Source organism: Aliivibrio sp. 1S128, from assembly GCF_001691065.1.
Classification (GTDB): Bacteria; Pseudomonadota; Gammaproteobacteria; order Enterobacterales; family Vibrionaceae; genus Aliivibrio.
Genome location: NZ_MAJV01000088.1, coordinates 1 through 737, shown reverse-complemented (window position 1 = coordinate 737; position 737 = coordinate 1). Strand labels below are relative to the sequence as shown.

The following is a 737-nucleotide window of genomic DNA, read 5'->3' as shown; positions in this document are numbered from 1 at the left end:
GTTATGCAGGCGTTATAACAATCGTTAAACGTAAGATCTTTACATAAGAATCATTAAGTAATCTAAATATTATTCATATTTTACTTTTTTTATTGAAGCATTTTTATTATGTGATAAAAGCTACTTTTTTATTACTTGCATAGATATATAGGATTCTACTCCTTATTTCTACGACGGTCTAAAATAGAAAAATGCATAATTATTTCGGTTATGTAAAATTAGTATTTAATGGAAATTTCCATACTTAAGGTTTATATGAATAAGGTTCTTATTGCGCTGATCACGTTAGTATTAAGTGGTTGTGCTTCTGTTCCAACAGCTCCATTATCAGAATCAAGCAAAGCAAAACAGTTCTTAGCGCCATCTGAAAATAAAGCGGGTGTATATGTTTATCGTAAAGATATACCAATTGGTGTAGCTCTTAAGAAAGATGTATACATTAATAAAGAGTGTGTAGGAGAAACGGCTAAGGGTGTATTTTTCTATCAAGAAGTTGAAGGGGGAAAAGAGCACTTTATCAGTACTGAATCTGAATTTTCCCCAAACGGATTAATGCTGAATACTGAAGCTGGACGTTTATATTTTATTGAACAGTATTTAAAGCCTGGCATCTTTGTTGGTGGTGCTAACGTTAAAGTCGTTAATGAAGAGCAAGGTAAAAGTGAGGTTATTAGAACTCAGCTTGCAGTAAAGGGAACTTGCACATCCATTTAGTATTGTTATAACAAATGCATCAA

The 737-nt window shown here is 32.0% G+C and carries 1 protein-coding gene; it reads left to right on the top strand.

The window, feature by feature from the left end; all coding sequences use genetic code 11:
* Nucleotides 1-255 precede the first annotated feature (255 nt).
* The gene (locus tag A6E03_RS10205; RefSeq protein WP_065600807.1) at nt 256-714 is read left to right on the top strand and encodes a DUF2846 domain-containing protein; all 459 of its coding nucleotides are present in this window, start codon (nt 256-258) and stop codon (nt 712-714) included.
* Nucleotides 715-737: the final 23 nt, after the last annotated feature.

Bases quoted from the DNA above. Each gene is read 5' to 3' on its own strand.
- A6E03_RS10205 (WP_065600807.1), top strand. From the start codon at position 256: ATGAATAAGGTTCTTATTGCGCTGATCACGTTAGTATTAAGTGGTTGT.